The 23,536-nt window shown below is 44.8% G+C and carries 26 protein-coding genes; 11 read left to right on the top strand and 15 right to left on the bottom strand.

The features are described from left to right. Position 1: 1 nt before the first annotated feature. The 4 genes from lptA to N646_RS08620 all read right to left on the bottom strand — a co-directional run bounded on the left by lptA (position 2) and on the right by N646_RS08620 (position 3,093). On the bottom strand, positions 2 to 496 hold the full coding sequence (gene lptA / locus N646_RS08635; RefSeq protein ID WP_005381109.1) for a lipopolysaccharide transport periplasmic protein LptA: 495 nt from the start codon (positions 494 to 496) through the stop codon (positions 2 to 4). Next, entirely contained in the window at positions 477 to 1,040 is a 564-nt protein-coding gene (gene lptC / locus N646_RS08630) for an LPS export ABC transporter periplasmic protein LptC (protein WP_005381106.1), read from the bottom strand. Before lptC ends, lptA begins: the two co-directional genes overlap by 20 nt. An 86-nt stretch (positions 1,041 to 1,126) precedes the next feature. After that, positions 1,127 to 2,098, bottom strand: a complete 972-nt coding sequence (gene kdsD, locus N646_RS08625) for an arabinose-5-phosphate isomerase KdsD (RefSeq protein ID WP_005381104.1) — start codon at positions 2,096 to 2,098, stop codon at positions 1,127 to 1,129. 29 nt (positions 2,099 to 2,127) lie between these two features. Beyond that, on the bottom strand, positions 2,128 to 3,093 hold the full coding sequence (locus N646_RS08620; RefSeq protein WP_005381102.1) for a calcium/sodium antiporter: 966 nt from the start codon (positions 3,091 to 3,093) through the stop codon (positions 2,128 to 2,130). Positions 3,094 to 3,467: 374 nt separating this feature from the next. On the opposite strand from N646_RS08620, the gene mlaF reads away from it, so the two are divergent. From mlaF to N646_RS08580, 8 genes are all read left to right on the top strand, one after another. Next, entirely contained in the window at positions 3,468 to 4,271 is an 804-nt protein-coding gene (gene mlaF / locus N646_RS08615) for a phospholipid ABC transporter ATP-binding protein MlaF (protein ID WP_005388422.1), read from the top strand. Further along, complete coding sequence (gene mlaE / locus N646_RS08610; RefSeq protein ID WP_005381100.1) at positions 4,261 to 5,052, top strand: lipid asymmetry maintenance ABC transporter permease subunit MlaE; 792 nt, start codon at positions 4,261 to 4,263, stop codon at positions 5,050 to 5,052. The genes mlaF and mlaE overlap by 11 nt, the downstream gene beginning before the upstream one ends. Before the next feature lie 2 nt (positions 5,053 to 5,054). Beyond that, positions 5,055 to 5,543: an outer membrane lipid asymmetry maintenance protein MlaD gene (gene mlaD, locus N646_RS08605; RefSeq protein WP_005381099.1), complete on the top strand. Its 489-nt coding sequence runs from the start codon at positions 5,055 to 5,057 to the stop codon at positions 5,541 to 5,543. Between the two features lie 2 nt (positions 5,544 to 5,545). Continuing rightward, positions 5,546 to 6,184 (top strand): phospholipid-binding protein MlaC, encoded by a 639-nt coding sequence (gene mlaC / locus N646_RS08600; protein WP_017821301.1) that lies wholly within the window; start codon positions 5,546 to 5,548, stop codon positions 6,182 to 6,184. Next, on the top strand, positions 6,184 to 6,504 hold the full coding sequence (locus tag N646_RS08595) for an STAS domain-containing protein (RefSeq protein ID WP_005381093.1): 321 nt from the start codon (positions 6,184 to 6,186) through the stop codon (positions 6,502 to 6,504). The genes mlaC and N646_RS08595 overlap by 1 nt, the downstream gene beginning before the upstream one ends. A gap of 3 nt (positions 6,505 to 6,507) precedes the next feature. Beyond that, complete coding sequence (ibaG, locus tag N646_RS08590) at positions 6,508 to 6,762, top strand: BolA family iron metabolism protein IbaG (RefSeq protein ID WP_005381092.1); 255 nt, start codon at positions 6,508 to 6,510, stop codon at positions 6,760 to 6,762. Positions 6,763 to 6,771: 9 nt separating this feature from the next. Further along, positions 6,772 to 8,028, top strand: a complete 1,257-nt coding sequence (murA, locus tag N646_RS08585) for a UDP-N-acetylglucosamine 1-carboxyvinyltransferase (protein ID WP_005388419.1) — start codon at positions 6,772 to 6,774, stop codon at positions 8,026 to 8,028. A gap of 155 nt (positions 8,029 to 8,183) precedes the next feature. After that, positions 8,184 to 8,909: a 1-acylglycerol-3-phosphate O-acyltransferase gene (locus N646_RS08580; protein WP_005381088.1), complete on the top strand. Its 726-nt coding sequence runs from the start codon at positions 8,184 to 8,186 to the stop codon at positions 8,907 to 8,909. Between the two features lie 85 nt (positions 8,910 to 8,994). Here N646_RS08580 and N646_RS08575 read toward each other — a convergent pair whose 3' ends face one another. From N646_RS08575 to arcA, 6 genes are all read right to left on the bottom strand, one after another. Beyond that, positions 8,995 to 9,384 carry a RidA family protein gene (locus N646_RS08575; RefSeq protein WP_005381087.1) on the bottom strand — a complete coding sequence of 130 codons (390 nt, stop codon included), beginning with the start codon at positions 9,382 to 9,384 and terminating at the stop codon, positions 8,995 to 8,997. Between the two features lie 130 nt (positions 9,385 to 9,514). Next, a complete protein-coding gene (pyrI, locus tag N646_RS08570) occupies positions 9,515 to 9,976 on the bottom strand; it encodes an aspartate carbamoyltransferase regulatory subunit (RefSeq protein WP_005381086.1) in 462 nt (153 codons plus the stop codon). A gap of 15 nt (positions 9,977 to 9,991) precedes the next feature. Next, positions 9,992 to 10,921 (bottom strand): aspartate carbamoyltransferase, encoded by a 930-nt coding sequence (gene pyrB, locus N646_RS08565; RefSeq protein ID WP_005381085.1) that lies wholly within the window; start codon positions 10,919 to 10,921, stop codon positions 9,992 to 9,994. An 86-nt stretch (positions 10,922 to 11,007) separates the two neighbouring features. Next, on the bottom strand, positions 11,008 to 11,103 hold the full coding sequence (locus N646_RS08560) for a hypothetical protein (protein ID WP_005381084.1): 96 nt from the start codon (positions 11,101 to 11,103) through the stop codon (positions 11,008 to 11,010). Between the two features lie 99 nt (positions 11,104 to 11,202). Then, a complete protein-coding gene (locus N646_RS08555; RefSeq protein WP_017821848.1) occupies positions 11,203 to 12,207 on the bottom strand; it encodes an ornithine carbamoyltransferase in 1,005 nt (334 codons plus the stop codon). Positions 12,208 to 12,363: 156 nt separating this feature from the next. Beyond that, complete coding sequence (gene arcA, locus N646_RS08550) at positions 12,364 to 13,584, bottom strand: arginine deiminase (RefSeq protein WP_005381082.1); 1,221 nt, start codon at positions 13,582 to 13,584, stop codon at positions 12,364 to 12,366. A 583-nt stretch (positions 13,585 to 14,167) separates the two neighbouring features. Between arcA and rraB the strand changes: the two genes are divergently transcribed. Both rraB and N646_RS08540 read left to right on the top strand, forming a co-directional pair. Further along, entirely contained in the window at positions 14,168 to 14,581 is a 414-nt protein-coding gene (gene rraB / locus N646_RS08545; RefSeq protein WP_005381081.1) for a ribonuclease E inhibitor RraB, read from the top strand. A gap of 154 nt (positions 14,582 to 14,735) precedes the next feature. Further along, positions 14,736 to 15,536: a glycosyl hydrolase 2 galactose-binding domain-containing protein gene (locus tag N646_RS08540; RefSeq protein WP_017821847.1), complete on the top strand. Its 801-nt coding sequence runs from the start codon at positions 14,736 to 14,738 to the stop codon at positions 15,534 to 15,536. Between the two features lie 19 nt (positions 15,537 to 15,555). Here the strand turns inward: N646_RS08540 and N646_RS23700 are convergent, their stop codons facing one another. The 5 genes from N646_RS23700 to pepA all read right to left on the bottom strand — a co-directional run bounded on the left by N646_RS23700 (position 15,556) and on the right by pepA (position 22,235). Continuing rightward, on the bottom strand, positions 15,556 to 16,461 hold the full coding sequence (locus N646_RS23700; protein WP_017821846.1) for a bifunctional helix-turn-helix transcriptional regulator/GNAT family N-acetyltransferase: 906 nt from the start codon (positions 16,459 to 16,461) through the stop codon (positions 15,556 to 15,558). A gap of 115 nt (positions 16,462 to 16,576) precedes the next feature. Beyond that, positions 16,577 to 16,981, bottom strand: a complete 405-nt coding sequence (locus N646_RS08530) for a DUF2061 domain-containing protein (protein WP_005381078.1) — start codon at positions 16,979 to 16,981, stop codon at positions 16,577 to 16,579. A gap of 225 nt (positions 16,982 to 17,206) precedes the next feature. Next, on the bottom strand, positions 17,207 to 20,065 hold the full coding sequence (locus tag N646_RS08525; protein WP_017821845.1) for a valine--tRNA ligase: 2,859 nt from the start codon (positions 20,063 to 20,065) through the stop codon (positions 17,207 to 17,209). Positions 20,066 to 20,161: 96 nt separating this feature from the next. Next, positions 20,162 to 20,611, bottom strand: coding sequence for a DNA polymerase III subunit chi (locus N646_RS08520; protein ID WP_031777270.1), 450 nt, complete (start codon positions 20,609 to 20,611; stop codon positions 20,162 to 20,164). Between the two features lie 115 nt (positions 20,612 to 20,726). Continuing rightward, entirely contained in the window at positions 20,727 to 22,235 is a 1,509-nt protein-coding gene (gene pepA / locus N646_RS08515; RefSeq protein WP_005381073.1) for a leucyl aminopeptidase, read from the bottom strand. Positions 22,236 to 22,434: 199 nt separating this feature from the next. Here pepA and lptF point away from each other — a divergent pair, with 199 nt between their 5' ends. Continuing rightward, positions 22,435 to 23,535, top strand: a complete 1,101-nt coding sequence (gene lptF / locus N646_RS08510) for an LPS export ABC transporter permease LptF (RefSeq protein WP_005381072.1) — start codon at positions 22,435 to 22,437, stop codon at positions 23,533 to 23,535. Position 23,536 lies beyond the last annotated feature (1 nt).

Genomic DNA, 23,536 nt, shown 5'->3' with positions numbered 1-23,536 from the left:
ATTAGTTCTCTATCTGATTGGGTTGCAAAATGGTCGTAACGCGCTCTTCCTTAGAGCTATCTGCGACTAGCTTTTGTTTACCAATTTGGTAACGAATCGAAGAACCTTTGATGGTGTTGTTGTCTTGCGCCAGCTGCGCTTGACCTTTCATGGTCAGTTCGTCTGTAGAAATACGGTAATCCAGCTCCGTAGCTTGACCACTAAGTGTTTTACCATCGTCCATCAGCTGAGAAAACTTCGCAGGTTTACCAAATGCTTGAATCTGTTTAATTGCTTCGGTTTTAGGATCGCGAGTTACCACGATTCTATCAGCATCGATATTGATGCTCCCTTGCTTAAGAGATACATCGCCTTCAAAAACAACCTGGTTACTCTTCATATCCACCTGTTGGGTGTCAGAGTTTATGTAAACCGGCTGTTGAGTATCCGACTTGAGTGCCAGCGCTTGAGGCGCCGCCAATACCAGTGCCAGTAGGCTAAGGTGTAACGGTTTCATATCGACCTTGAACTTCATCTGTCAGAGTCGCAGTATGCTGTTTTAAGTTACCTTGCATTGCGCCTCCAGTAGTTTCAAATTGTGGTCCAACCAACATTACTTGTTGGTCAGCTTTAAAATCACGATTGGTTAGATTAATGACCAATTTGTCTGTTGCCATGGTATCAAAACTCGCACCAGGCAGAAGATTTTGCATTAAGACTTTGTCATATAAAGTCAAAACTTGGTCTTCATCTAACACTGCTCTTGTGGCAGTCACCTTCCATTCAATGACGCTACCTTCACGGTAAACCATCAAAGTCGGGTTATTAAAAATAGTATCTCCACTCTTAGCATAATGGTCTAAGTTAGTGGAGCGAATGATGTAACTGCGGACACCATCTTCACCGTAGGTGATGTTTTCTAATCCAGAACCACTGAACATGGGCAGTTCAGAATCTGGTGCTACTTGAATTGCGTCGTTGCCTTTAGGGGTTAGTAGGTAATAACCGCACCACGCTACAACGAAGATCAAGAGCAAATAAATAAGGCGAGTAAAACTCATATAATGAAGGCCTATCGTTTAGCTCAGTACTTCCCTGACCATTGCCTTTATTCGTCTAATAAATGATTTAAATGTTTGTGCTGATATTACATCACGCCAGCTTTTAGTAAATCGTGCATGTTCAGTGCACCCACAATTTTTTCGTCTTTACATAAAATCAGAGCGTTAATGTTTTTATTCTGCATCAAGTTCAAACCTTCAACCGCCAGCATATCAGGGTGTGCTGTGGTTGGGTTTGTCGTCATGACCTCGCCAATTGCCGTCGTATGAATATCGATACGCTTGTCTAAGGTACGACGTAAATCACCATCGGTGAATATACCAAGCATAGCATCGTGCTCATCGACGATGGCTGTCATGCCTAACCCCTTTTCTGAAATTTCAAGCAGGGCATCGCGAATTAATGCGTCAGGAGAAACTTTAGGTAACGCTTCTCCAAAGTGCATAATATCAGACAACTTAAGTAGCAGTTTTCTCCCCAGTGCACCACCTGGGTGAGATAGGGCAAAATCTTCGGCAGAAAAACCACGAGCTTGAAGCAGAGCTACGGCTAATGCATCTCCCATCACTAATGTGGCAGTCGTACTGCTAGTTGGCGCCAGGCCTAACGGACAAGCTTCTTGAGGTACCGTAATTTGCAGGTGTAAGTCAGACAGCTTGGCCATATTTGATTCTGGCTTACCTGTCATGCTGATGATCTTAATATTCAGGCGCTTTAATACTGGAAATAGAGACAGAATTTCGTTTGATTCACCAGAGTTAGAAATTGCCAGCACAATGTCACCAGGGCTAATCATACCCAAGTCACCATGTGCGGCTTCGCCTGGATGAACGAAAAACGCCGAAGTCCCAGTGCTTGCCAGAGTGGCGGCAATCTTGTTACCAATATGGCCTGACTTGCCAATACCCATAACGACAACTTTGCCGTTGTTGGAAAGGATAAGTTCACACGCTTTTTCAAATTGATCATCAAAGTAGGTATCTAGCTCTTGCAGAGCAGCAACTTCGATATCAAGAACTTGTTTAGCAGCAGCGCGAAAATCAAATTGATTGGACATATCAGATCTCTACTTATTGATCGTGGTAATTAAGCGGTCATGTTTGCGAATAAGTACACTTGGTAACCTAAGAAGCACACAAACAAGATGGCACCTTCAATACGGTTAATACTGCGTGATTTACCCAAACACATCGCGACAAGTAACAATGAAACGCCTAACATGACCCAGAAGTCACGTCCCATCGCGTACTCACTGAGCACCGATGGATTAATGATGCCAGGAATCCCCATTACCGCCAGAATGTTAAACACATTCGAACCGATAATGTTACCGACAGCCATGTCGTCTTCACCCTTTAAAACTCCCGCAAGTGATGCGGCTAGTTCTGGCAGGCTAGTGCCAATGGCGATAATAGTTAGACCGATAACAAGGTCGCTCATACCAAAGTGTTTAGCAATAATTACCGCGTTATCAACCAGCATGCTGGCTGCCAAAGGAAGCAGTATCAAGCCAATAACCACCCACATGATTGCTTTAGGGTTACTGACGCCTTCTGGGATCTCTGACTCTTGGTCATCAAGAAAAACATCACCTGATTTTTGCTCTTTGCGGCTGATTTGCAACATAGCAAATAAAAATGCCCCAAAGAGTACAAACAATAAGACACCCTCATAAAAACCGAGATGGCTATTCCAAAGCAGAATACCAGCGAGTACGGTTACGGCTATCATGAGTGGAAGTTCTCGGCGGATGACGGCGGAGCTAATCGACAAAGGCTTGATCAGCGCTGTAATACCTAGGATTAACGCAATGTTCGCTATGTTTGAGCCTAATACGTTACCCACCGCTGTATCTGTTTTGCCATCCCAAGCAGCGGTTGCAGATACCATCATCTCAGGGGCGGATGAGCCCATCGCAAGGATTGTCATGCCGATGACAAGCGGGGAAATACCGACGTTGCGGGCTATCGCTGCAGAGCCAAAAACAAGTTTATCTGCACTCCAAACAAGCAAAACAAGACCGACTATAAGCAACGCAACGGCTTCGAGCATGAGAATTCCTAAGTATTAAATAAGTAAAATGAATAACCGCTAATTTTGACCTTTTGCGGCCTAAAATGGAAGATAAACGAAGAATAAATTAAAGGTTAGTAACGAAAATGTATGTAAATCTCACTCATTTAAATGAGCAATTCTGGTCTAGGATTTAAACACTTCGTGCTAATTAGGTCATAAACCATGAGAAATTGCAGGGATATAGTCGACTTTATTTAATTGAACAGTGCTTTAAATTCAACGCCAATGTGCTTATGATTGCAGCCTAATAAATGTACCGACGTTACTTTATTAAACGTAGAATTCAACTCCGATGAGTATCTGCTTGATGATTCCGTGAGTTGCAACGCTCCTACAGTAGAAGAGATGATATGTCGAACAACGATTTAGTCACCGTGAACAACCTCACTTTTTCACGGGGAGAACGCATGATCTTTGATGATATTGATCTGCATGTTCCTGAGGGCAAAGTGACGGCCATTATGGGACCATCGGGAATTGGTAAAACAACACTGCTGCGTTTGATTGGTGGTCAGTTGTATCCCGAGCAAGGAGAGATCTGGTTTGATGGAGACAATATTCCCTCTCTCTCGCGTAAAAAACTCTACCATGCTCGAAAGAAAATGAGCATGTTGTTCCAGTCAGGGGCTTTATTCACTGATTTGAATGTTTTTGATAATGTCGCCTTTCCATTGAGAGAGCATACCGATTTATCGGAAGATTTGATTCGCACCATGGTGTTACTCAAGCTCGAAGCTGTCGGTCTACGCGGCGCGGCGCAATTAATGCCGAGTGAGCTTTCAGGTGGTATGGCAAGACGCGCTGCTTTGGCTCGTGCAATCGCACTTGACCCTGACCTGATCATGTACGATGAGCCGTTTGTGGGGCAAGACCCAATCACTATGGGCGTTTTGGTTGAGCTAATTAGCAATCTAAACCAAGCGTTAGGTTTGACCTCTATTGTGGTTTCTCACGACGTACCTGAAGTCATGAGTATTGCTGACTGGGTATACCTGATGGCCGATGGAAAAATCATCGCCTATGGTACGCCAGAAGAGCTGACTCAAAACTCTGATCCTCGTGTCCAGCAGTTCTTACAAGGTGATGCCGACGGTCCTGTACCGTTTCGTTTCCCTTCTCAAAGTATCGAAAAGGACTTATTTGATGGTCGATAACTTCATTCACTTTGTCGCCTCGCTGGGTCGACGCACGCTTTCTATTTGCGGAGCATTTGGTCGTGCGACTTTCATGTTGATTGGGGCGCTATTTTCTAAGCCACAACCGATCAGAAGCTTTCCTCTGCTTGTTAAGCAACTTTATTCTGTTGGTGTTCAGTCGCTGGCGATCATCGTCGTATCTGGTCTGTTCATTGGAATGGTTTTGAGTCTACAAGGCTATGTTGTGTTGGTGGATTACGGCGCAGAAGGCAGTTTGGGGCAAATGGTAGCGCTTTCGTTACTCCGTGAATTAGGACCCGTTGTTACTGCACTTTTGTTTGCTGGTCGTGCCGGTTCTGCGTTAACCGCAGAGATAGGTCTAATGAAAGCAACGGAACAACTGTCTAGCCTTGAAATGATGGCGGTAGACCCATTGAAACGAGTGATTGCACCACGGTTTTGGGCTGGGGTTATCTCAATGCCTTTACTGGCTATGATTTTCATGGCTGTGGGAATTTGGGGCGCTCAGCTTGTTGGTGTTGACTGGAAAGGCGTTGATCACGGCAGTTTTTGGTCAGCGATGCAGTCCTCTGTTGAGCTAGGGCAAGACATTGGTAACAGTATGATCAAATGTTTTGCGTTTGCAATTACGGTTACTTGGGTCGCTCTATTTAACGGTTATGATGCTATTCCAACATCGGAAGGGATCAGCCGAGCAACTACGCGCACTGTTGTGCATTCTTCTTTAGCAGTACTAGGATTAGACTTTGTACTGACCGCATTGATGTTTGGGAATTAATCATGCAACAAACACGTAAAACTGAATTATGGGTTGGCAGCTTTGTATTAGCGGGAATTTGCGCGATTCTTGTGATGATTTTTCAAGTTGCTGACGTAAAAAGCATTGGCTCTGGTGATACTTATACCCTCAAAGCCGAGTTCGATAATATTGGCAGTTTAAAAGTTCGTTCTCCCGTAAAAGTGGGGGGCGTTGTGATTGGTCGAGTAAGTAGTATTTCGCTTAACCCAGACAACTTATTGCCAGTTGTAACACTATCTATCAATAGCAAATACAATCAGTTCCCAGAAACGTCGAGCGTACAAATTTTGACATCTGGCCTGATTGGTGAGCAATACATTGGTTTAGTACCTGGCTTCGTTTTTGATGATGAAGTCATGCTAGTGGATGGTGATACCATCGAAGACACCAAATCGGCGCTTGTGCTTGAAGACTTAATTGGTCAAGTACTATACAGCGTAGGTGGTTCAGACGACTCAAGTAAGGAATAACTATGTTAGCGAGATTACTACTTTCAGTTTGTGCTGTGTTTAGCGTCTTTGGAGCAACAGCAGCAGAGGTGGATAAAACTGAACCTTATAAGATGATGAAGCAGGTAGCTGAAGTCACGTTCGAAAGATTGAAAGCCGAACAGCCGAAAATCAAACAAGATCCAAATTTACTTAAAGTGATCGTTGAAGAAGAGCTAATGCCTTACGTCAACTACCGCTATGCAGGGTTAAAACTTCTTGGTCCAAACTTAAAAGGTGCTAAGCGTGAAGATGTACTTGAGTTTATCGATGCATTTCGTGCGTACCTGATTGCGTCTTATGCACAAGTGTTGACGCAATACTCTGACCAAAAAATTGAGTTTGGTCCTGAGCCTAGCATTGATGACTCTAAGCGTATTACAAGCATTAAAGTTGATATCATCGATACTCCGCGTCCAAACATCAAACTTGAGTTTAAACTGCGTAAAGACAACCACTCTGGTGAGTGGGAAGCATTCGATATGATTGCAGAGGGCATTAGTTTGCTTTCTAGTAAACAATCCGAATGGAACAGTAAAATTCGTCAAGAAGGTATTCTATCTGTTGCTAAAGACCTAGAAAAATTGGCCGCAGAACCGATCCGCTTCGAGGCGAAGAAATAATGGCCCAGACTCCCGCTCAGTGGCAATTGGATCAAAACATTCTTAAGCTAACAGGGGCACTTGATAGAGATACAGTGCCTTCATTGTGGGCGTATGCACAGCAATGGCAACCTGCTCAATCGGAGCTGGAATGCTCGCTAAAAGAGATAGAGCGCGTCGACTCTGCAGGAATGGTGATGTTAATCCACTTATTAGAGCATGCAAAAAAGCAAAACTGTCATATAATGCTCAGTTTCGTGCCGGCGCAACTGCGCACTTTGTTTCAACTGAGCAATGTTGAATCTTTAGTGGCCAAACACATACAGAATTATCAGGGGTAAATTGTGGATAGCGCAAAAGTACAACAGTTATTAGAAGAAGCACTAAACCTTCAAGAAGTGCATGTGAAAGGTGAAGGTAGCCACTATGAAGTGGTTGCTGTTGATGCTTGTTTCGATGGAATGAGCCGCGTTAAGAAGCAGCAGCTAATTTATGCTCCTCTGATGGAATACATCCAGCGTAACGACATTCACGCATTATCAATCAAAGCGTTCACACCAGAAGAGTGGGCTCGTGATAAGAAATTGATGTCGCTTTAAGGTTTATTGATGGAAAAGTTTCGAGTTATTGGGTCAGATAAACCACTAGTTGGTGAAGTGACCATTTCAGGTGCAAAAAACGCAGCACTGCCGATTTTATTTGCGTCTATCTTGGCGGAAGAGCCAGTAGAAGTGGCAAACGTACCACACCTTCGTGATATCGACACAACCATGGAATTGCTTAAGCGTTTAGGCGCGAAAGTAAGCCGCAATGGCTCTGTTCATGTTGATCCAAGCAGTATTACAGAATACTGCGCGCCTTATGATTTAGTGAAAACCATGCGTGCTTCTATTTGGGCTTTAGGTCCTTTGGTGGCGCGCTTTGGTCAAGGTCAGGTTTCTTTACCAGGCGGTTGTGCCATTGGTGCCCGTCCTGTGGATCTGCATATTTCTGGTTTAGAGCAGCTTGGCGCAACCATTACATTAGAAGATGGTTATGTGAAAGCAGAAGTGGATGGTCGTCTAAAAGGCGCGCACATCGTGATGGATAAAGTCAGCGTAGGCGCGACGATCACCATCATGTGTGCCGCAGCGCTGGCGGAAGGCACAACAACACTAGATAACGCTGCGCGTGAGCCTGAAATCGTCGATACCGCTGATTTCCTAAATAAGCTTGGCGCAAAAATCTCTGGCGCTGGCACAGATACCATTACGATTGAAGGTGTTGAGCGCCTAGGCGGTTGTAAACACAACGTGGTTGCTGACCGTATTGAGACGGGAACATTCCTTGTCGCAGCAGCAGTATCTGGCGGTAAAGTGGTATGTCGCAACACTAATGCTCATTTGCTTGAAGCGGTTCTCGCCAAGCTGGAAGAAGCTGGCGCGCTTGTCGAAACGGGTGAAGATTGGATCTCCGTTGATATGACCGACCGCGAGCTAAAAGCGGTAAGTGTACGTACTGCGCCACATCCTGGTTTCCCGACGGATATGCAAGCTCAATTTACGCTTCTGAACATGATGGCGAAAGGTGGCGGCGTGATCACAGAGACTATCTTTGAAAACCGCTTTATGCACGTACCAGAACTCATGCGTATGGGCGCTAAAGCTGAGATCGAAGGCAATACGGTTATCTGTGGTGATGTTGAGTCACTCAGCGGTGCGCAAGTGATGGCAACCGATCTACGAGCTTCGGCTAGTTTGGTTATTGCAGGTTGCATTGCTAAAGGCGAAACCGTCGTTGATCGTATTTACCATATCGACCGTGGTTACGACAAAATCGAAAATAAACTGGCTGCACTTGGCGCAAATATTGAGCGAGTGAGCTAGGCAAGTTAAACTGCACCGCAGGTAACTTGGATATCAAGAGAGCCGAAACCTGAGTTTCGGCTTTTTTATATCACTCTCATGACCATATTTTCCCTTTATGGAAAGAGAGATATTAATAGCTGTATCTGGCAAAAGCCGGTTCCTGGAGAACAAGAATGATTGCACTGTTACGTGTATTTGCTGTCGCTATCTTTGCGATTGTTATGTTTATTGGTGGTTGTGGTTACTGCCTATTAAGCCCTAGAAACCCTAAGCACGTTTTCACTTTTGGCCGTTTGTTTGCCAAGATGTCTCGTGTGTTTGGGATTAAGTTAGAGTTACGTATCCCTGAAGATGCGTATTCACGCGGCCAACATGTTTACATTGCTAACCACCAGAACAACTGGGACATGTTTACTGTTTCTGCGGCTGTGACTCCGAAAGTTGTGACAGTAGGTAAAAAGAGCTTGGCTTGGATGCCACTGTTTGGTCAGCTTTACTGGCTTACGGGTAACATTCTGATTGACCGAGCGAATCGTTCTAAAGCAAAAGGTACTATCGATCAGGTCGTGAGCAGCATGAAAGAAAGTGATGTTTCGGTGTGGATGTTCCCAGAAGGCACGCGTTCTCGTGGGCGTGGTTTGCTGCCATTCAAAACAGGTGCTTTTCATGCGGCAATTGGTGCAGGTGTGCCAATCATTCCTATCGTATGTAGCTCGACGAATAAAATTAAGCTGAACCGTTGGAACAATGGTCATGTGATTGTTGAAATGCTACCTCCAATCAGCACTGAAGGCTATGGTAAAGAGGGCATTCGCGAGTTAGCGAATATCTGTCGTGAACAGATGAAAGAGAAGCTTGAATCGTTAGATGAAGAAGTCAAACAGCGCAACGCTGCTTAAGTTTTACTGCGATATCATCACGAAAAGACAATAAAAAACGGGTAGCCTGAGCTACCCGTTTTTTTATGTTTGTCAGCAAGTGCAATTATTTGCGAACAGCGATTGCTTCAATCTCGATGCCAACATCTTTTGGTAGGCGAGCCACTTCTACACAAGAGCGTGCAGGGTAGTTTGCTACGCCGTGCTCATCAAAGAACTTGCCGTAAACTTCGTTCACTGTGCCAAAGTCATTTAGGTCTTTAACAAAAACCGTTAGCTTTACAATATCAGATACTTTAAGACCTGAAGATTCAACTACAGCCTTTACGTTTTCTAGAGACTGACGAGCTTGTTCTGCGATATCAGCAGACACTTCACCTGTCGCTGGGTTTACTGGGATTTGGCCTGAAGTAAGAACCATGTTACCTAGATCTACGCCTTGAACGTAAGGACCGATTGCTGCTGGTGCAGACTCAGTGTGAAGTACTTTCGTCATTTGATTTTTTCCATCAGTTGTAGGGAATAAAGATTCTCAGTTTGCCTCTAAACCCTCGGTAGGTAAAGAGCAAAATACCCTGACATTGCAGGGTATTTTAAACGTATCACAGCCTAGTCGTGCGGCGTGTTTATCGCTCGGTTACGATCTCGCGTGAGAACACTTTCTCGCAGTATTTACACTTTAGGCGGATTTCTTGTTTCTTCTCGAACACGCTAAAGCTGCTTTCTACTGGTTCATTATGAGAAATACAGTTTGAATTCGGGCATTCAAATACATCATTGATGCGCTCAGGAAGCTCTAACGCGAGCTTTTTCACCACTTCATAATTCTCGATTTGATTCACGGTCGCGTGAGGAGCATACAACGCTAGCTTGCTCGCTTGCTCTTCATTGATAAACACATTTTCGATTTTGAGTAGATCTTTATGACCGAGTGCTGATGATGGCAAGTTCAGTCCAATCGTTACGCGTTGTGATGAATTGTGCATATCGAACAGTCTTAATACTTTGATGCCGATTTGCGCAGGGATGTGGTCGATGACCGTACCATTTTTGATTGCTTCTACCTGCAATTGAGTTTCTTTAGCCATGATTTTTCCCCTCGATTACAGTGTTTCGTTTAGAACAAGCGCCAGCAGTGCTTGGCGAGCATACACGCCATTTTGAGCTTGCTGGAAGAAGTAAGCATGAGGCGTTTTATCAACATCAGTTGTAATTTCATCCACACGTGGTAGTGGGTGCAGCACTTTCAAGTTCTCACGCGCGCCTTCTAGTAGTGCCGCCGTTAGGATGTAAGCCGACTTAATATGTGCGTATTCCGATTCGTCAAAACGTTCTTTCTGTACGCGTGTCATGTACAGAATATCCAGTTCAGGAATCACACTTTCCATGTCTGTGTGTAGGCTATATTGAATGCCAGCTTCATCTAGTTCTTCGCAGATGTAATCTGGCATTGCCAGCGCATCTGGTGCAACAAAGAAGAAGCGGATGTTGTTAAACTTTGCTAAGGCTTGAGTCAGTGAGTGCACTGTGCGGCCATATTTTAGATCACCTACGAATGCGACGTTCAGGTTGTCTAGACGCCCTTGTGTTTCCGCGATGGTGTATAGGTCGAGTAGCGTTTGAGTTGGGTGTTGGTTTGCACCGTCGCCCGCGTTGATCACTGGCACGCCATTTGAAAATTCAGAGGCCAAGCGAGCGGCGCCTTCTTGTGGATGACGCATCACAAAGGCATCGACGTAAGAAGAGATGACTTGTACTGAATCTGCGAGTGTTTCGCCTTTTTTCGCCAGAGAGGTATTACCATCATTATCAAAGCCAATCACGTCACCACCAATGCGCTGAATCGCTGTTTCAAACGATAAACGTGTACGTGTTGATGGTTCAAAGAAACAACTTGCAACGACTTTGTTTTTAATCAGTTCTGGTCGAGGTGCTTTTTTAAGGCTACCTGCTGTTTCTACGATAAGTTCCAGTTCTTCGCGTGAAAGCTCTGGAATAGAGATGATGTGCTTCTGGTAAAGCGAGTTCGCCATGATCTTCTTCCCTATAACATTGATGACTACATCCAAATAACCGAAAGGAATTTTGGACATAAAAAAACCTCCCCAATGGGGAGGTTTTAAAATTCAATAGAATTAACGAAAATAACACCACGTAAGCGTAGTCGCTTAGCGAGAGCAAATCGCGTTTTTACGTCAGCAATCAGCGTGGTCATTTCTTAATCCTCAGACAAATTGCCGAGCATTATACGCTTAACTTTCGTGAGCGCAAGCGATTACATCATGGTTTTTATCGGCTGTTTTTGCGCGCTGGTTTAGCTTCCTAGCGTCGCAACCATCACGGCTTTGATGGTATGCATACGGTTTTCAGCTTCGTCGAATACGATGGAGTATTCCGATTCAAATACCTCTTCTGTTACTTCAAGGCCTTTCATACCGTATTTTTCAGCGACTTCTTTGCCGACGGTGGTTTCATCATTGTGGAAAGCTGGAAGGCAGTGCATGAATTTCACATGTGGATTACCCGTTTGCTTAATCACGTCCATATTGATTTGATAAGGTGTCATTAACGCTACACGTTCATCCCATGCCTCGGCAGACTCACCCATAGACACCCAAACGTCGGTGTATAGGAAGTCACAACCTTTCACACCTTCCTCAACGCTTTCTGTTAACGTGATTTTTGCACCGGTTTGTTGCGCGATAGTTTGACAAGTTGCCACGAGATCTTCTTCAGGCCAGAACGCTTTTGGCGCGACAAGGCGAATATCCATGCCCATTTTCGCTGCGCCCACCATAAGTGAGTTACCCATGTTGTTGCGCGCATCACCTAGGTAAGCGAAGGTTACTTCATGTAGCTGTTTACCACGGCCGTGCTCTTGCATGGTCAGGAAGTCAGCAAGGATCTGGGTTGGGTGGAACTCATCCGTTAAACCATTCCACACTGGAACACCAGCATAAGTACCAAGCTCTTCAACAATGGATTGGCCAAAGCCTCGGTATTCAATCCCGTCATACATACGACCAAGGACGCGAGCGGTGTCTTTCATCGATTCCTTATGACCGATCTGCGAGCCAGAAGGGCCGATGTAAGAGACTTGAGCACCTTGGTCAAAGGCAGCGACTTCAAACGAACATCGGGTACGAGTCGAAGATTTCTCAAAGATTAGTGCGATGTTTTTACCTTGAAGTTTCTTCTGCTCTGTTCCTGCATATTTAGCTTTTTTCAGCTCTGCAGACAGTTCGAGCAAAAACTGGATTTCTTTGGTTGAGAAGTCCAATAGCTTCAAAAAGTTGCGGTTACGTAAATTGAAAGCCATAGCTCGTCCCTTAGTACATGTGATTAGATTAATAGAATCCATTAAAACATATAAATGCTTTTATTGTGAATAATTATTTTTAATTAAAGCTAAAAAAGGTTGATGTATTCACATCAACCTTAGTTTTGATTCACCTAATGTAAAGGGACGAGTAAGTTATATATCGTCTCGTTCTATTGGACAGCTCATACAGCGAGCGCCACCGCGACCACGACCAAGCTCGTTACCAGGTACTGTCAGTACTTTGATGCCAGCTTTATCGTATTTTTCGTTGGTGTATACGTTGCGTTCGTAACCAATTACTACGCCCGGTTTTACAGTTAGAACGTTATTGGCATCATTCCATTGTTCGCGTTCCGCTTCATAGCTGTCGCCACCAGTGGTGATGATTTTCAGCTGATCTAAGCCAAGAGCGGACTCAATCGCGTGCAGATAGTTATGTGAGGCTTCAACATGCATTTCACCGTTGCCTTTTGGTGTTAAGCGCCATGTGTCGAGATCTTTGCGCATGATTTCTGGGTAGACAGAGAAAGTATCTACATCCATATGGGTCATCACAGTGTCTAAATGCATACATGAGCGGTGTTTAGGCAGATCAATTGCAATCACCTCGGTAGCTTGGCCTGCTTTAAATAGGCTCGCTGCAAGGTTCTCTACACCTTGCGCAGTCGTACGCTCAGACATACCGATAAGAACTGCACCTTTACCAATAACCAACACATCACCGCCTTCGACATTCGCATTATCATAATGCAGATCATCGTCACCGAAGTATTTGATAAAATCTTGGCCAGCAAAAATTGGGTGCCAACGATAAATAGCACGTAGGTGGTTTGTTTCACGTTGACGTGCAGGCATCATCATCGGGTTAAGAGAAACGCCGCCATAAACCCAACATGAGGTATCACGAGTAAAGAGGTGATTAGGCAGTGGCTCAATAACAAAGTCGAGAGGACGCTTCATTTTTGGCAGCATAGAAGATGAGGAGATCGGTAGCTCTGAGTAAGCTAAGCCACCTAAAAAGATGCAGGCAAGATGTTCATCATCCATTTCTGAAAAGTATTGGCGTAGGTCTCGCGCAAATGTTGGCCCGTAGCGAAAGTCAGAAATCTGAGTGTTCAGCAGCCATTGTTTTGCTTCTGGAACAGCGAGGGTTTCGACCAGTAAATCGTGGAGGAGAAGCACTTCAACGTCTTGCTCGCGCAGCGTACGTGCGAATGCATCGTGCTCTTCACCTGCCGCTTCTACAGCAAGAACGTCATCAAATAGCAACTCATGACAGTTTGACGGAGTTAAGTGGGTTAGGGCGCGTTCAGGGCGATTTAATAGAACTCGTCGAAGTTGACCAACTTCTGATCCAACGTACAGCTTGCTCATTTTGTATCCTTACAAATTTTCCAGCCATTAGTTATGACAAGCTTCCTAGAAAGATGCAAGTTATCAAGCTTTGTTTATATTCTGATGCTTTTGACTTTGTAAGTTTTTTATTTTTATTTTGATTCTTATTAAATTTATTATTAGATATAAATGCTATTTTACTAAAATTAGAGTGCGTGCGTTTTTATTCTAATTTTCCCGTTGAGAAAGAATACATGCACAGTGCATAAAACGTGCATTTTTATTCTAAATTATGCATTATTAAAGTGAATTTATTCGTTATGCATCTTTGTTTTACACGTGAGTGTATTCAAGAAAGCATCATAAACACGCATAGAAAGAGAAAATAACCACATTAAGTGTCAATTAGGATGTTCTGAATATTAAAAAACGCCATTCTTTGTTAATTTTTTGTTTCTTTGTGTGGTCGGTTTAATATTTAGATTCAAATAACCGATAAGAATCGCAGTGGTATGATGTTTGTTTGTGGCTTTTCATCGCAATCCATGCCATATTTCACCGGATCAGCATACTCAGTATCGGGTATTGTGTTTCCATCAAGTAACTAATCTGGAGCCAAAACATGTCTCACGAAGATGAATATCTATCAGTAGAAGAATTAATTGAGATTCAAAAGGAAGAGACTCGCGATATCATTGCAGCATTGCTAGAAGATGGCAGCGATCCAGATTCGCTATACGAAATTGAGCACCACCTGTTTGCAGAAGATTTTGACACGCTAGAAAAAGCGGTAGTTGAAGCATTCAAGATGGGCTTTGAAGTTCTTGAAGCAGAAGAAACTGAAGATGAAGATGGTAACAAGTTGCTTTGCTGTGATGCGACTATGGAGTCCGCACTAGATGCAGAAGCGATTGATGCGCAAGTTGAAAAATTGATTCACTTGGCAGAAAAATACGACATCATCTATGACGGTTGGGGTACGTACTACGAAGGCGAAGATGCGCTTTACCCTGAAGAAGATGAAGACGACGAGTAATCAAAGCTCACTACTTTTGGAAAAACCAGCGTTTAACGCTGGTTTTTTTATACCTTGAAAAACTGACGAATGTGGAGGCGATAAATAATTCACATTGAGTTTATAGGGGATTTCTCCCTATAATGCGTGAAAATTGATCTAGCTCAAGGTGTATATGCAACTCTCACTCGCCGGTTTATGGCAAGTCTCTCCACTGACGGACCTTTCTATCCCACAGGATGACATTACTTTCCCTGCTCCTTTGAGTCAGGTATTGCCAGTTGAAATGACAGAAGAAGCAATTCGTCAGCAAGAGTGGCACCTGATGCATGACATTGAAGTGGATGAATCCATGATGGCATTCCCAGCGGTAGAAATGGTGTTGGGTGGTGTGGATTACCATGCAGAAGTGCGTTTGAACGGAGTAGCATTGTTTGACTGTGACGGTTCTCAAAATGTCTACAAGAAAGACATTCGCCCGTTCATGCAGATGGGGCGCAACCGTTTTGAGATCCTATTCCTTGAGGAAGAAGAAGATCTTCTGTTGGATGAGGATAAACCGGAGTTGTGTTCACTTGCAGATCATGAATACCAAAAGAGTGACGAGCGCTTAGGGGTATGGCAAGAGCCGTATCTGCAGTTTATTCGCAATGTGCGTTTAGACCGCGTGGCTACTGAACAGATTTGGCACCACGGTGGTGGTTGTGAGTTTAAGGTGGATTTGTACTACCAAACTTTTGCGCCGGGTTTAGTATCGGCATCGGTTAAGTTCAATGGCATGACTTACCATATTCCTATTGATGTCCGAGCGGAGCATGCGAGCGCTTTATTCCAGATCGAAGCGCCAAAGTATGCCGATCTTACTGATCCTGATCCAAGTGATCTCTACCAGTTGTCTGTTGAGTTGGATGGGCAGCACCAAAACTTCACTGTTGCCTTGAGCCAGGAGCTTTGTGTTACCCATGTTGTGCTTTAACGTCTAATAATATTATCTATTACAGCATCTTAAGCATTACGACTTCACATGCATCATGCCCTGTTTGTCCAAGCGGGGCATCGAGATGCTCAAAGCCTAGCTTTTCATACAAGCTTACCGCTTCTCTCAGACATTCAGTTGTCTCTAAATAGCACTGCTGATACCCAAATTGTTTCGCCAATTGTAAGCTCAATGCGACGATGCGTTTGGCTAAACCGTGTCCTCGTGTTTGAGGTAAGAAGTACATCTTTTGTAGTTCACACACATTTGGCTCGCCAGCTAAAGGGGCAAAGCCACCGCCACCAACGATCTCTCCGCGATGTTCAATGACCCAATAGGCGGCCCCGCATTGATTGTAAACCGAATACATATCATCAAGCGTTGGATCGGCCACACCATAACCTTTGTCTGCGGTTAAGCCGTATTCTGCAGAGACTTTACGAATCACATCTGCGACTTGCGGGTTGTCTGCTTTAGTAAGAGGTCGAAGAACGTATTCCTCAGACTGACACACTTTTGTTAGCCCTTTTAGGTAAGTCTCTAGACCAAGTTTGAGTTGCTCTTGCTCGCTGTCATCGAGTTGGGTAAGCAGTTGTTCAAAGAAGTGGTTTTGCTGTTGGTCCAGTTGTGATAACGCCTGTTGGCCTTGCTCTGTAATCGCTACGAGTTGACTACGTTTGTCTTTTGGGTTTTCGATGCTCTCGACCAAACCTAATTTAATCAAACCAGTAACGGTTCGGCTCGCGTTGGACTTGTCGACATTAAGCTGCTGTGCCAGCTGATTGATGGTCAATGGCTGCAATTGGATTTCACCCAATGCGTGCGCTTGCACTGGAGTGAGAGCGACATCGCCGCATTGTTTATCAAGCATACCAAGCAATCGGACGGCTTGACGGGAGTAGTGTCGAAGTTGACGAGCGTTCATTATCACTTACCTCTAAAAATAAAGTTGCGCACCGCAATTAAATTAATTGCGGTACGCAACCTTGTCAATGGTAAATGTCATTTTTCTTGTTAGGAGACGTAGTGAGCCTCCATGTTTAAGCGTGGTGATGTAAACAAAACTGCGGTGCTGGAGCTTTTTCTGATGATTTACGCATCCATACTTTCTCGTGGAAGTAGTAAGCCACCGTGTTCAAACTCGGCTCTAGCATCGCCATTACGCCGCCGACAAATGCATCACCTGTTAGTAAGTAAACCACGGTAAAAGCGACGCTGAAGTGCACGGTCGCAAAGCTTGCGGTTTTTAATTTGGTCATCCACTGACGAGCTTTAAGTGCTGGGACTTTTGCCCATGCCTTTTCATGAAAGTAGAAGGCTACGGTGTTCACTGAAGGCTCAATCATGGCAATTAAACTACCAATTAGAATGTCGCCAGTAAGCACGTAAGCGACACTAAACGCGATAGTAAAATGGAGTGCTGCAAAGGTTAGTGTCTTTTTCATGATAATTACTCAATCGTTGTGTTGTTTCGATAGGTCTATTATTGAGAATTATTATCATTAAATCTAATGGGCAGTTAAGATTAGTTTGATAGGTAAAAACTATTAAATAGGAGTGGAAGTAGGAGAGAAGAGCGAATATCTTTGAAAGCTTTCCGAGTGATAAATGCAAAAAGGGTTGATGCTTTCACACCAACCCTTTGATTCTTTTACTCTAGCCTTTAGCGATTAAAGTGCAGCGATCGTTGTCTTCTGCTCTTCTAGCTTAGCTAGCGTCTCTTTGTAGCCTTCAAGTTTCTCACGCTCTTTAGCAACAACTGCTTCAGGTGCTTTCGCTACGAAGCCTTCGTTACCTAGTTTGCCTTCGATACGCTTGATTTCGCCGTGAGTCTTCTTGATTTCGCCATCTAGACGAGCAAGCTCAGCATCTTTGTCGATCAGACCTGCCATTGGGATCATCAGCTCAGACTTGCCAACCAGTGCTGTCGCACATGCAGGAGTTTGTTCGCCAGCTTCAAGCACGCGTACTGCTTCTAGCTTCGCTAGTGACATCAGTACTTGCTTGCTTGCTTCTAGACGAGAGGCATCTTCTGCATTTGCTGCTTTCAGCATAACGTCAAGCGGCTTACCAGGGTTGATGTCGTATTCAGCACGTAGGTTACGGATGCTGGTAATGAACGCCTTCACCCATTCGATATCATCTAGCGCTTCTTGGTTGAAGTTTGCTTCGTCGAATTGAGGCAGTGCTTGAAGCATGATTGTCTCACCTTCTACACCTTCAACTAGTGGCTTGATGCTTTGCCAGATAGTTTCAGTGATGTAAGGAATCACAGGATGAGCCAGACGTAGAGTCTTCTCAAGTACCGTGATGAGTGTACGGCGAGTACCACGCTGTTGCGCTTCAGTACCTTTCCATAGAACGGGTTTAGTTAGCTCTAGGTACCAGTCACAGAATTGGTTCCAGATGAATTCGTAAAGCGTGTTCGCAGCCATATCTAGACGGAAGTTGTCGATATGGTTGTTGAACGCTTTCGCTGCAAGTTCAAACTGAGACTCGATCCATTTGTCTGCTAGTGAGTATTCAATCTCACCACCGTTGAAGCCACAATCTTGCTCTTCTGTGTTCATCATTACGTAACGGCTTGCGTTCCATAGTTTGTTACAGAAGTTACGGTAACCCTCAAGACGCTTCATATCCCAGTTGATATCACGACCTGTTGATGCCATTGCTGCAAGAGTGAAACGTAGTGCGTCTGTACCGTATGCTTCGATACCGTTTTCAAACGTCTTACGAGTGTTCTTCTCGATCTTCTTCGCTAGCTGAGGTTGCATCATGTTGCCACAACGCTTCTCTACGAGAGACTCTAGGTCGATACCATCGATCATGTCGATTGGGTCAAGTACGTTACCTTTCGACTTCGACATCTTGTCGCCGTTTTCGTCACGGATTAGACCAGTAACGTAAACCGTTTTAAATGGTACTTGTGGCTTGCCGTTTTCGTCTTTCACGAAGTGCATGGTCATCATGATCATGCGCGCAACCCAGAAGAAGATGATGTCGAAACCAGTTACTAGAACGTCTGAAGGGTGGAATACTTTCAGATCGTCAGTTTGCTCTGGCCAACCTTGAGTACCGAACGTCCATAGTGCAGAAGAGAACCACGTATCCAGTACGTCTTCGTCTTGGTGAAGTTCAATGACTGACTCTAGGTTGTTGTTCTTACGAACTTCTTCTTCAGTGCGACCTACGTAAACATTACCTTGGTTGTCGTACCAAGCTGGGATGCGGTGACCCCACCATAGCTGACGAGAGATACACCAGTCTTGAACGTCACGCATCCAAGAGAAGTACATGTTTTCGTACTGCTTAGGAACGAATTGGATGTCGCCGTTTTCTACTGCTTCAACTGCAGTTTTCGCTAGAGGCGCAGTACGTACGTACCATTGGTCAGTTAGCATTGGTTCGATAACCACGCCACCACGGTCGCCGTAAGGAACTTGTAGATCGTGATCTTTCACTTCTTCAAGTAGGCCTAGCTCGTCGAATTCAGCAACGATAGCTTTACGAGCGGCAAAACGCTCCATACCGTGGTATTTAGCTGGTAGCTCAGTGCTGTAAGCGTCGCTTGCTTCGCCGTTGGTGTTGAATACTTCAGAAGCATCACGGATGTTTGCGTCGAAAGTCAGAATGTTGATCATTGGTAGCTGGTGGCGCTTACCTACTTCGTAGTCGTTGAAGTCGTGCGCAGGTGTGATTTTCACACAGCCAGTACCTTTTTCCATATCTGCGTGCTCATCGCCCACGATTGGGATGCGACGATCAACGATAGGAAGGATGATTTCTTTACCGATAAGATCTTTGTAACGTAGATCTTCTGGGTTAACTGCAACACCCGTATCGCCTAGCACGGTCTCTGGACGAGTCGTTGCAACAACGATGTAGTCTTTGCCATCCGCTGTTTTAGCGCCATCTGCCAGTGGGTAGCGGAAGTGCCACATGTGGCCTTTAGTGTCTTTGTTCTCTACTTCTAGATCTGAAATCGCTGTGTGTAGCTTTGGATCCCAGTTAACTAGACGCTTACCGCGGTAGATTAGATCGTCTTCGTATAGACGTACGAACACTTCTTGAACGGCGTTAGATAGACCATCGTCCATCGTGAAGCGTTCACGATCCCAGTCTACAGATGCGCCAAGACGACGAAGCTGCTTAGTGATAGTGCCGCCAGATTCGCCTTTCCATTCCCAGATTTTGTCGATGAAAGCTTCACGACCGTAATCGTGTTTTGTTTTGCCTTCTTCTGCAGCGATCTTACGCTCAACAACCATCTGAGTTGCGATACCAGCGTGGTCAGTACCTACTTGCCAAAGGGTGTTTTTACCCTTCATACGTTCACAACGGATAAGCGTATCCATGATCGTATCTTGGAACGCGTGGCCCATGTGTAGGCTACCAGTGACGTTCGGTGGCGGGATCATGATGCTGTATGATTCTTTAGTAGTGTCACCGTGTGGCTTAAAGTAGCCTTTCTCTTCCCAAGTCTGATACAGAGCTTGTTCGATTGAAGTTGGGTTGTATGTCTTTTCCATAGCGCTCTTTTAATGGATACGTTGATGGTTGAATCTTAGTCAATCTTTATAAGTGAGGGATCTTAACAAGATCGCCTTAACTATAAGGATTGACCGTTAAGGATATTGAATTTCGATCGTTTGCAGCTGGTAACCTGCTTGACGGTAAATTTTATATCTTTCTCTTGCGAGTTGTTTAGCTTTTTCTTCGCAGGGCACGAAGTCTACCACTTGAGCAAACTTGTTCGCAAAGGTTGTCTCATTTTCCGCCAAATTAATTACCAGCTGACGGTTCCAATTAGGTTTTACACCTTCATGGCCGATTTCAATATTGGTGGCGTATTTCGGTCCCTCGCCTACGAGGTTATGTGCCATGAACTTGTCTGCATCAACTTGCCAAAAGGCTTCAGCGAGCTGCTCGGCGTGTGGTTTGTCTTGGCAGTTTAAATACACTTTAGCGCCTTGGCGAGCAAAGTGCTGAGCCAAAAACACGATGTATTCTTCAAAGCCAGCCACCGTTGCTTGCGGGCTCTCTTCGTTAATGATGTAGAAGGTTGCAGTTTGCATCATTCTCTCACTTGCCTTGGGTCTCTTCCTAAGACCATCTTAAGTCCCACTTTCATTTTAGAAAATTAGGATAATAAAAAAGGGCCTTGCGGCCCTTTTAGATTCTGTTCAGAAATTACTCTTCTGTCTCTTGGCCGCTGCGGTTCAAAAGGAATTGGACAAGCATTGAGACAGGACGGCCCGTTGAGCCTTTCGCTGCGCCTGATTTCCACGCGGTACCTGCGATATCGACGTGTGCCCAGTTATACTTCTTCGCGAACTTAGATAAGAAGCAACCCGCAGTAATTGTGCCACCAGGGCGACCACCAATGTTTGCCATATCCGCAAACGGGCTCTTCAACTGTTCGTGGTACTCGTCTGCCATTGGTAGACGCCATGCACGGTCACTCGCTTGCTCAGAAGCGTTTACTAGCTCATGAGAAAGAGGGTTGTGGTTAGAGATTACACCGCTGATATGGTGGCCTAGTGCGATAACACAAGCACCAGTTAGCGTTGCAACGTCAACCACGCAGTCTGGTTCGAAACGCTCTACGTAAGTCAGTGCGTCACAAAGAACAAGACGGCCTTCAGCATCCGTGTTCAGAACTTCTACAGTTTGACCAGACATGGTCGTTAGGATGTCACCTGGACGGTAAGCGTTGCTGCCAGGCATGTTTTCACAGCCCGCTAGAACACCAATAACGTTGATTGGTAGGTTTAGCTTCGCTAGCGCTTTCATTGTACCGAATACCGATGCCGCACCACACATGTCGTACTTCATCTCATCCATACCTTCGCCCGGCTTTAGAGAGATACCGCCTGAGTCGAAGGTTAGACCTTTACCTACGAGCACAATCGGTTTTGCATCTGAGTCAGGGTTACCTTTGTACTCGATGATAGACATCATAGATTCGTTTTTAGAACCACGGCCTACTGCTAGGTAAGAGGTCATACCCAGTTTTTCCATCTCTTGCTCACCAATAATTTTGGTGGTTACGGTTTCGTAATCGTCCGCTAGACGACGAGCTTGAGAAGCAAGGTAAGCTGGATTAGCTACGTTTGGCGGCATGTTGCCAAGGTCTTTTGAGGCTTTGACACCTGATGCGATAGCAAGACCATGAGTGATTGCTTTTTCACCCAAGTTCAATTCACGACGCGTTGGTACGTTGAAAACAAGCTTGCGCAGTGGGCGGCGAGTCTCAGGTTTCACGCTCTTGAATTGATTAAATGTGTATAGACCATCTTTAGTCGCTTCTACAGCCTGGCGCACTTTCCAGTATGTATCACGACCCTTAACATGCAGTTCAGTTAGGAAACATACCGCTTCCATTGAGCCTGTCTCGTTAAGTGTGCTGATCGTCTTTTGAATGATTTCCTTGTACTGGCGCTCGCCAAGTTCACGCTCTTTGCCGCAACCGACAAGTAAAACGCGCTCTGACAAAACACCTGGTACTTGATGCAGTAGCAGCATCTGACCAGGTTTACCCTCTAGATCACCACGGCGAAGTAGTGAACTGATGTAACCGTCACTGATTTTATCAAGTTGTTCGGCTACTGGAGAAAGGCGACGTGGTTCAAACACACCAACAACGATACATGCGCTACGTTGTTTCTCTGGACTGCCACTTTTTACACTGAACTCCATGCGTACTCCTACATCCTGAAGACAAATTGCTCTAAATGTTAGATAATGATCGCTTACTTGTTGAATTTTAGCTCCAGGCTTACATGCAGAGCTGATTAAGCGACTAACATCTAGTTTATAATTTTTAAAAAATAAATGGTTCAACGGGAAACTATAGTGATTCGACCAAAAAAACAAGTTTTGTATAGGTAATTTCAGCGTGATTATTGTTAGATATTTGATCCGCGAAACACTCAAGAGCCAATTTGCGATTTTTTTCGTACTTTTTTTGGTGTTTGTAAGCCAGAAATTCATAAGTGTTCTTGCTGATGCTTCTGATGGGGATATTCCTGCTGGATTGATTTTCTCGATTGTTGGTTTGAACATGCCAGCAATGGGTCTGTTAATGCTGCCTTTAAGTCTGTATATCGGCATATTGATCACATTTGGTCGTCTGTATGCAGAGAGCGAAATTGTCGTAATGAACGCGACAGGTATTGGTAATAAATTCTTGGTTCAAGCGGCCTTATACCTAGCGTTGATTACTTCAGCGGTGGCGGCTTTCAATGCGTTGTGGCTATCGCCGTGGTCTCAAGACCGCGTTGAGCAGCTTTATGAGCAGGTAGCGTCAGAAAACAGCGTTGACCTACTTAAAAAAGGTCAGTTCCAAGGTACACCAGACGGTTCATCGGTTGTGTTCATCGATGACATTAAAGACAATACCTTGAGCAACGTTTTTGTTGCGCAGATGCGCCCTCGAGATTCAGTGTTACCGAGTGTGATGTTCTCATCTTCTGGTGAAGTAAAAGAGCTTTCGGACGGTCGTCAGATCATCACTATGAAAGAAGGTACGCGTTATGAAGGTGTGCCTACTCGCGTTGAATATATGATCACGAAATTCGATGAATACGAAGGTGTTATCGGCCAACGTGAGGTCAAAAAGAAAGGGCGAGACTGGGAAGCATACCCAACGGTTGACTTGATAGGTCACCCAGATCCAGAGGCGCAAGCGGAGCTACAATGGCGAATTTCGTTATTTGTGTGTATTCCACTCTTAACAATGCTCGTTATTCCTTTGTCTGCGGTGAATCCGCGTCAGGGACGGTTTGCCAAAATGGGGCCTGCGATTCTGATCTACCTAGCGTATTTCTTGGCGATCAGTGCAACCAAATCTGCATTAGAAGATGGTGACATCCCGGCTGCTATTGGTATGTGGCCAATCAATGCGATGTTGCTGATTGTTGCTATCATGGCGAATATGATGGACAGCGTTGCTGCTAGACGAATAAAAGACAAATTCCGCAAGAAGAGGCTCGCGTAAG

The organism is Vibrio alginolyticus NBRC 15630 = ATCC 17749 (genome assembly GCF_000354175.2).
Classification (GTDB): Bacteria; Pseudomonadota; Gammaproteobacteria; order Enterobacterales; family Vibrionaceae; genus Vibrio; species Vibrio alginolyticus.
Note: the sequence above shows the minus strand (reverse complement) of the source record. Positions and strands in the feature narration are given on the sequence as shown.